The sequence below is a fragment of the Pseudomonas sp. 910_21 genome, from assembly GCF_052850735.1.
In genome coordinates this window covers 46,929-55,693 of the sequence record NZ_VXCY01000014.1, presented here as the reverse complement: position 1 = coordinate 55,693, position 8,765 = coordinate 46,929, and the positions used below count along the sequence as shown (strand labels likewise).

Here is an 8,765-nt window from a genome sequence, read left to right as displayed (position 1 = left end):
ATAGCTCAGGCGCTGCTCGGCGAAGAACACCGCCGGCGCGTCCGGGGCCTTGGCCGCCTGATCGGCAAACAGCTGATGGACAAAACGGTGGGTCGGGTAGACCACATCGGTGTGGTCCCAATCCTGGCGAATGCGGCGCTGCTCGTCCTGACCCAGCATCGGCAGCTCGCCCAGGGCCCGCTGCGGTTCAAGCAGGCCTTGCAGCAGGTTGCGCCAGTGGTCGGCCAACTGTTCGACGGTGGCCACCTCGAACAACTCGCCGGCATAGATGAACGAAGCGTTGATCCCGGCGTCGGTCTCCAGGGTTTCCAGGGTCAGGTCAAATTGCGCGGTCCCGCCCTGCAGGACCATTTCCTCGGCCAGCAGGCCCGGCAGGCTGGCGCCGTCGGTGCTCTCCCCAGCAATGCTCAGGTGGTTGTACATCACCTGGAACAACGGGTTCTGGTCCAACGCACGCTGAGGCTTGAGAGCATCCACCAGACGATCGAACGGCAGGTCCTGATGCGCCTGGGCGGCCAGGGCCGTGGCCTTGACCTGCCGCAGCAACTGCCCCACCGGCAGGTTCGGCGCCAGCTCAATGCGCATCACCAGGGTGTTGACGAAGAAGCCCATCACCCCTTCCATTTCCTGGTGGCGACGATTGCTCACCGGCACCCCGATGCGGATATCCGGCTGGTCGGAGTAACGGTGCAACAACAACGCGAACGATCCCAGGAACAGCTGGAACAGGGTCATGTCATGTTCCCGCGCCACCCGGCGCAACCCCTGTTCCAGGTCCGTCGGCAGGCGCAGGCCCAGGCGCTCCTGGCGGTGGGTGACCAGGGTCTGGCGTGGATGATCCAGAGGCAGCTCCAGCACCGGATGCTCCAGCCCCAGTTGCTGGCGCCAGTACTCCAGCTGGCGCTGTTGCTCGCCCTGCTCCAGCCAGTTGCGATGCCAGTTGGCGTAGTCGGCGTACTGCACGCTCAACGGCTCGAACTGCGGCGCCTGTCCCTGGATCAAGCCGCGGTACAGCGCGACGAATTCCCGGGCCAGCACACTCATGGAAGCGCCATCGGAAATGATGTGGTGCAAGGTCACCACCAACAGGCAATCCTGCTCGGCGATCTGCAGCACCCGGGCCCGGCACAGGGGGCCGTGCTCCAAGTCGAACAGTTGCTGGGTCTCCTCAAGGGCGCGGGCCTGGACGGCCGCGCGGGGCAGGCCCGGCGCCAGCCGCTCCCAGGCCACACTGATCTCACCTTGCGCATGCACCACCTGGCACAGACGGTCCTGATGCTGGGTGAAAGTGGTGCGGAACGCTTCATGGCGCTGCGCCAGGGCGTCGAAGGTCTGCTGCAAGGCAGCCTGGTCCAGCCCCCCCTGCAACCGGACCACGATCGGCGTGTGGTAGGCGGTGCTCTGCGGGTGCATCTGCCAGAACAGCCACTGCCGCTGCTGGGCATGGGAAGCCGGCAAGGGCCCATCACGCTCCAGCGCCTCGATCTGCGGCAGTGCCGCGGCGCCCGCGCAGGCCTGTACCTGTTCGACGAACTCGTCCAAGCGCGAGGTTTCGAACAGCACCCGCAGCGGCACGTCCGCCGCCAGCAGGCGTCGCACCCGGGACATGATCTGGGTCGCCAGCAATGAATGACCGCCCAGGGCGAAGAAGTTGTCACCCAGGCCCACCCGCTCGACCTTGAGCACCGCCTGCCAGATCGCCGCGATGCCCTGCTGCAGCTCGCTGACCGGGGCCACAAAGGCCTCCACCGGCGCCTGCTGCTGCAACGGCGGCAAGGCCCGCAGGTCGAGCTTGCCGTTGGGGGTCAAAGGCATGCCGTCCAACGCCAGGAAATGCATCGGCAACATGTAGTCGGGCAAGGCCACCGCCAGTTGCCGGCGAATCTCCTGCCACGCCGCCTCCGGCTCTTGAGCCTTGGCCAGTACCACATAGGCCACCACTTGCGACTCGCCCGCCACACTGACCACCTGCGCCACGGCGTCTTCGACCTGGGACAACTGCTTGAGGGCCGCGGTGATTTCCCCCAGTTCGATACGGTAGCCGCGGATCTTCACCTGATGGTCGATGCGTCCCAGGTAGTCGATAACCCCACCCTCCAGATAGCGCGCCAGGTCACCGGTGCGGTACAGACGCTGCCCATCGCCGCTGAAGGGGTCCGGCACGAAGCGCTCGGCGGTCAAGGCCGCGCGCTGGTGGTAACCCCGCGCCAGGCCGGCGCCACCCAGGTACAGCTCGGCCGGGGTGCCGGGCGCCACCGGCTGCAGCGATGCATCCAGGACCCGCGCGCGGACGTTGGCCAGAGGCTGGCCCAGGGGCACCACCGCCAGCTCGTCCGCCAGCGCAGCGGCAGCCATGGTCAGGGCGCCGACCGTGGTTTCCGTGGGGCCGTAGTGGTTGAACACCGCGCACTCTGGCGCCAGGGTCGCGATCCTGCGGACCAGCGCCGCCGGACAGGCCTCGCCGCCCAGCACCAGGCACTGGCGCGGCAGGGAACGGGCCGGCTCTTCGCCGCTCATCAGCGCCTGCAAATGCGACGGGACGATCTTCAATACATCAATCTGGTGGGTGTGCAGGTAGGCGCCGAAGGCGTCGGCGTCCAACCCGGTATCCAGGTCGATCACGTGCAGGCAACTGCCGGAGCACAGGGCGCCGAACAGCGTGGTGTGGCCAAGATCCGCGGCGATGGTCGAGACCACGGCCATAGTGCGCGCAGCCCCCAGCGGCAGGCGCTGGATGATCGCCTGCACATAGTTGGCCAGGGCTCCGTGGGTGATGCTCACGCCTTTGGCGGCACCGGTGGAGCCGGAGGTGTAGATCGAATAGGCCAGGTTCCCGGCAGCCATCCCGGGCAAGGCTGCCAGCGGGTCACTGTCCGGCGCCCAGGCCTGTGCCTGATCCAGCAACAGCACCTCGACCCGGGCCGCCACCGGCAGCCGCGGCTGCACCGCCGTCTCGCTCAGCAACAGGCGTACGCCGCTGTCTTCAAGCATGTAGCTCAAGCGCTGTTCGGGGTATTGCGGGTCCAGGGGCACATAGGCACCGCCGGCCTTGAGCACCGCCAACAGGCCCAGCACCATCTCCAGGGAACGCTCCACAGCGATACCCACCGGCACTTCCGGCCCCACGCCACGCGCCACCAGCGCTGCGGCCAGACGGCTGGCACGCAGGTCCAGCTCGCGGTAGCTCAGGCACTGCCCGGCGAATACCAGGGCCGGTGCTTCGGGCTGCGCGGCGACCTGGCGGGCAAAGAGTTCGAGCACCGATTCGGCGCTGAACACCTCTTCTGCGCCAACCCCCTGGGCCAGGATGCCCCGGTGCTGCTGGGCACTGAGCAGCGGCAGTTCGGCAAGCGCCGACTGCGGCTCGCGCACCATCGCCCACAGCAGGTTCTGCCAGTGGCCGGCCATGCGCTCGATGGTCTGCGGCTCGAACAGTTGGCAGTCATAAGTGAAGGCGGCCTGCAACTGACCGCCGCGCTCGAAGGTGTCCAGGGTCAAGTCGAACTGCACCGTACGCTCGTTGCGCGGCAAGGCCTGCACTTCCAGCCCGGAGCGGCTGCGCAGGGTGGTCAGTTCGGTGACCTGGGGCTGGTGGTTGTACAGCACCTGGAACAGCGGGCTGTGGCTCAGGCTGCGTTCCAGGTGCAGAGCTTCCACCAGGCGCTCGAAGGGCAGGTCCTGATGGGCCTGGGCGCCCAGGGTGGTCTCACGGATATCGGCCAGCAGTTGCTGCACCGTTAATTGCGGGCTCAGCTCGGTGCGCAATACCTGAGTGTTGACGAAGAAACCGATCAACCCCTCGGCTTCCTGGCGCGTGCGGTTGGCGATGGGCACACCGACCCGGATGTCCTGCTGGCCGCTGTAGCGCGACAGCAGCAGCTTGAAGCCAGCCAACAGCACGGCAAACAGGGTCACCCCCTGCTGGCGCGCCAGGGCGCCCAGTTGCTGGGCCAGAGGCTGCTCCAGTGCGAAATCCAGGCGGCGCCCCTGGCGGCTGGAATGGGTCGGCCGCGGATGGTCGGTGGGGAGTTTCAGCGGCGGATGCTCGTCACCCAGCTTGGCCCGCCAGTAGTCCAATTGACGCTCCTGCTCCCCCGCCTCCAGCCAGCTGCGCTGCCACAGGGCGTAGTCGCGGTACTGGATCGGCAACGCCGGAACACTTGGCGCCTCACCCTGAAGCAGGCTGTCGTAGGCGTGCAGGAACTCCTCGATCAAGACCCCCATCGACCAGCCGTCCGCGACGATATGGTGCAGGGTCAACAGCATCACGTGCTCCTGCTCGCCCAGGCCCAGTACGCAAACCCGTAGCAAAGGCCCCTGTTGCAGATCGAAGGGCCGGCGCGCTTCGGCGTCGGCCAACTGCTGCACCCGGGCTTCGCGCTGCGCCGGGCCGAGGTCGCAGAGATCCCGATAATCGATGTCGACCCGCGCCTCCTGAATCACCTGCCGAGGCTCATCGTCCTCCAGGGCAAAGACCGTGCGCAGACTCTCATGCCGCTCCAGCAGCCAATCGAAGGCCTGCGCCAGCACTGTCCGGTCCAGAGACCCGCTCAGGCGGACCGCGTTGGGCAGGTTGTAGGCCGCGCTCTGCGGGTCCAGTTGCCAGAGAAACCACATGCGCTGCTGCGCGTAGGACAGGGCCTGGCGATCAGGCACCGCAACCCCCGCAGGAATCGGCAGCAGAGAGAAGTCGACGCCTTCCTTGTCCAGAGCCTTCAAGAACAGCCGGCGCTTTTCCAGCGGCAGTTCAATGAATCTGCGGGCGAGCTTCAAGGAGTCTTCTGCATTCATCGGGAGTCATCCGTACTTACTTGTTGGGTATCGAGCATTGGCTCGGTCATCCCTACGGAACGGATGAAGGCCGGGGAAAATTAACCCGACACACGGCTCGACCCAGCAACTTCCGGGCCCCTCAAGGCGACCCGACAGACGGCGCCGGCAGTAAATCACCTCGGCCATCCTTCGTTCCTTCCTTATCCTCCCCTTGCAGCAGGTACCTGCCCATGTCCTCCGCTCAATCGCTGACCGGCCTCCTCACCCAAGGCTTGCGCAAACTGACCGGCGTCGATCGGTCCAGGCCGAAGGGCTACCGGGTGATCAACGTCGAACTCAAGCAACGCATCGACCTCAGCCCCTCCCTGGTGCGCCTGGTGTTCGGCGGCGAGGACGTTGCCCAGGCCCGCACCCTGGCCCCGGACCAGCGCATCAAGCTGCTGTTTCCCGGGGCCGATGGCAGCGTTGCGCAGTTGCCGGTGCAAGGTGACTGGCAGGCCGCCCGGCGCCAGTTGCCGGCCGAGCAGCAACCACCGATGCGCACCTACACCATTCGCGCCCTGCGCATGCAGCCGGCGGAGCTGGATGTGGACTTCGTGCTGCACGGGGTCAATGGGCCGGCCTCCACCTGGGCCACCCACGCCCAGCCCGGCGACCGCCTGCAGATGGTGGTGCCGAACAAGGCCTACAGCGGTGACCCCGGCGGTTATGAGTGGCTGCCGCCGGCGGGGATTCGCAAGGTGCTGTTGATGGGCGATGAAACCGCCCTGCCCGCCATCGCTGGGATTCTGGAGGAGTTGCAGGATTATCCGGACTACCCGGATGTGCAGGTATTCATCGAGGTGCCCTACGAAAGCGACTGCATCGACCTGCGCTGCAACCCGCAGACCCGGGTCAACTGGCTGCCGCGGGACGTGCTCAATGCCCAACACGGTGAAACCCTGATGCATGCCGCCCGGGAGCTGGCCGAGCTGCCGCCGGCCAATAGTGGCCGACGGCCGATCAAGGTCAGCGAGCGCAATGAAGCACAACGGCTGTGGGACACTGCGGCGCCGGCGGACAACAGTTTCTATGCCTGGGTGGCCGGCGAGTCGGCGACGGTGATGAGCATCCGCCGCCACCTGATCAACGAGCGCGGCCAGGAACGCCGCAACCTGACCCTGATGGGTTACTGGCGCCTGGGGACGTCCCTGGGCTGACTGCACCTGCAACCGCCGGCGCAGTCAGCCCGGCGGCTACAGGGCCGCGGCGACTTCAGGCTGCAGATGACGCCGACGATGCACCTCAAGGTGCCCCTTGATCAGGCTCAGGACCTTGGCTTCCTGCTCGTGGATGAAGAAGTGCCCGCCCGCCAGCATGTCCACGGAGAAGCTGCCACAGGTTTCCTTGCTCCAGCCGATCAGTTGCTCGGTGGTGGCGCGATCGGTCTTGCCCCCCAGGACATGCACCGGGCAATTGAGCAACGGGCGCTGCAACGGGCGAAAACGGCCGCACAGCAGGAAATCGGCCCGCAGGATCGGCAAGGTCAGGCTCATCAGTTCCTGGTTGGCCAGCACCTCTTCGCTGGTGCCATTGAGGGTGCGCAACTGCTCGATCAGTTGCTGGTCAGTCTTGGCCTCGGCAAAACCCCGGTCGTACTCGCTGCGCAAGGTCGGTGCGGCCGTCCCGGAAGCGAACAGTGCCACCGGTTCCGGACATCCCAGGGCACGCAGGGCGTGGGCCAATTCGCAGGCTAGCAACGCCCCCAGGCTATGACCGAACAGGGCATAGGGTGCGCGCAACGTGCTCTGGACTTCCCGGGCAAGCTGCATCGCCAGCACACGCATGTCGGTGTGCAGGGGCTCGTTGTAACGGGCGCCGCGCCCGGGCAGTTCCACGGGCGCAAGGTGCAGCCACTGGGGCAGCTTGCGCCGCCAGCGGCTGTAGACCATGGCGCTGGCTCCGGAATACGGCAGGCACAGCAGGTTCAACTGGGTCACGGTTTATCCCTCAACAGATGATCTGTTAAGAACAACGCGGCACGGGGCGGACAAATTAGTCCGACGGTCGCTTCAGCGCAGGCGGCGATAACTCTGCAACGCCGCCCCCAGGACCACCGCGCCGCCGGCCAGGGCCAGCCAGAAGCCGCTGCGGGCGCCGAAATGGTCCACCAGCCCCCCGGAACCCGCAGCCCCCAGGGCCACGCCAATGCTCAGACCGGTGACCAGCCAGGTCAGGCCCTCGGTGAGTTTGGCCGGGGGCACGATGCGTTCCACCAGGGCCATGGCGACAATCAGGGTCGGGGAGAAAAACAGCCCGGCGACGAACACCGCCAGGGACAGGCCAAAGATGTTGCTCGCCCAGAGCAACGGCAAGGTGGCCAGGGCCGTGGCGATACCGCCGTACATGAACAGCCGGGGCAAGGGCGTGGCCAGTTTCAGCGCGCCGAAGGCGATGCCCGCCAGGCACGAGCCGATGGCGTACACCGAGAGCACGACGCTCGCCGCCGCCGGCTGCCCCTGTTGCTGGGCGAAGGCCACGCTGACCACATCCACCACGCCGACTATGGTGCCCATGGCCACCATCAACAGGATCAACAGGCGGATTTCAGCGGAGCGAATGATCGAGCCGGCGTGCCCCTCTTCGTGGGGATGCACCGGCGGCTCGGTGCTTTTCTGCATGACGAACACACTGACCCCCAGGGCCAGCATCAACAGCGCGGCCAGGGGCCCGGCCTCGGGGAACAGCCCCACGCACAGGCCCACCGACACCGGGGGACCGATGATGAAGCAGACTTCATCGAGCACCGACTCCAGGGCGTAGGCGGTCTGCAACTGCGGCTGGCCACGGTACAGCTCGGTCCAACGGGCGCGGACCATGGCCGACATGCTGGGCATGCAACCGGCCAGGGCGGCGCAGATGAACAGGGTCCAGTGCGGGGCCTGCAAGCGCGTGCACAGCAGCAGCGCCAGCAAGGCGCCGCCTCCAAGGCCCGCGGCCAGGGGCAGCACCCGGCCCTGGCCGAAGCGATCGACCCAGCGTGACACCTGGGGCGCGCAAAAGGCCGTGGCCAAGGCGAAGGTGGCTGCCACCGAACCGGCCAGGGCATAACCGCCGTGGAGCTGCGCGAGCATGGTGATCAGGCCGATGCCGGTCATGGAGATCGGCATGCGCGCGATCATCCCGGCCAGGACGAACGCCCGGCTGCCGGGGGCATTGAACAGTTCGCGATAGGGGTTTGCCATTTACAACGACTCCTTGGGGGGGTGCAACTTGCCATAAAGTGGCCCGACAGTAGAAACACATACGCCTCGTATGTTAAAAATCATGAGAACATACGCCGCGTATGTCAACCCGTTCCGAGCCGGAGAACCGCCCCATGAGCAGCCGTCCACGTGCCGAAATGATCGAAGCCACCCGCGCCAGGCTGATTGCCAGCGCGCGCCAGGCCTTTGCCCGCCTGGGCTATGCCAAGACGTCCATGGACGACCTGACCGCCGAAGCCGGGCTGACCCGGGGCGCGCTGTATCACCACTTCGGCGACAAGCAGGGATTGCTGGCGGCGGTAGTGGAGCAGATCGACGGGGAAATGGATCAACGCCTGGAGGCCATCTCCAGCGAGGTTGCCGATCCCTGGGAGGCTTTCTGCCAGCGTTGCCAGGCCTATCTGGAGATGGCGCTGGAGCCGGAAATCCAGCGTATTGTCCTGCAGGACGCACGGGCGGTACTGGGGGATGTCACCCAGGCCGGCGAGGATCAGTGCATCGACACCCTTGGCACGCTGCTGGGCCGGCTGATCCAGGAGCAGGTGATCGAACCGGCGTCGCCCCAGGCCCTGGCACGGTTGATCAACGGCAGCCTGGTGGAGGCCGCCTTGTGGATTGCCAATGCGCCGCAACCGGCACAGAAACTCGAAGAGAGTCGGGTGGGCCTGCAACTGATCCTGCGGGGCTTGCGCCGCGACAATCGCTCGCCGAGCGCTGACACCACGCCTGCCTCAGAGTGATAGAACC

The 8,765-nt window shown here is 66.5% G+C and carries 5 protein-coding genes; 2 read left to right on the top strand and 3 right to left on the bottom strand.

Annotation, left to right across the window (positions count from 1 at the left end):
- Nucleotides 1-4,791 (bottom strand): amino acid adenylation domain-containing protein (locus tag FW796_RS31140; RefSeq protein ID WP_446440647.1); only part of this gene is annotated, 4,791 nt, incomplete at its 3' end.
- Between the two features lie 212 nt (nucleotides 4,792-5,003).
- Here FW796_RS31140 and FW796_RS31135 point away from each other — a divergent pair.
- Nucleotides 5,004-5,972, top strand: a complete 969-nt coding sequence (locus FW796_RS31135; RefSeq protein WP_446440646.1) for a siderophore-interacting protein — start codon at nucleotides 5,004-5,006, stop codon at nucleotides 5,970-5,972.
- Between the two features lie 36 nt (nucleotides 5,973-6,008).
- Here the strand turns inward: FW796_RS31135 and FW796_RS31130 are convergent, their stop codons facing one another.
- Nucleotides 6,009-6,752 (bottom strand): thioesterase II family protein, encoded by a 744-nt coding sequence (locus tag FW796_RS31130; protein ID WP_346636162.1) that lies wholly within the window; start codon nucleotides 6,750-6,752, stop codon nucleotides 6,009-6,011.
- Nucleotides 6,753-6,824: 72 nt separating this feature from the next.
- A complete protein-coding gene (locus FW796_RS31125) occupies nucleotides 6,825-7,997 on the bottom strand; it encodes an MFS transporter (RefSeq protein WP_346636163.1) in 1,173 nt (390 codons plus the stop codon).
- Between the two features lie 134 nt (nucleotides 7,998-8,131).
- Between FW796_RS31125 and FW796_RS31120 the strand changes: the two genes are divergently transcribed.
- Nucleotides 8,132-8,758, top strand: a complete 627-nt coding sequence (locus FW796_RS31120) for a TetR/AcrR family transcriptional regulator (protein ID WP_346636164.1) — start codon at nucleotides 8,132-8,134, stop codon at nucleotides 8,756-8,758.
- Nucleotides 8,759-8,765: the final 7 nt, after the last annotated feature.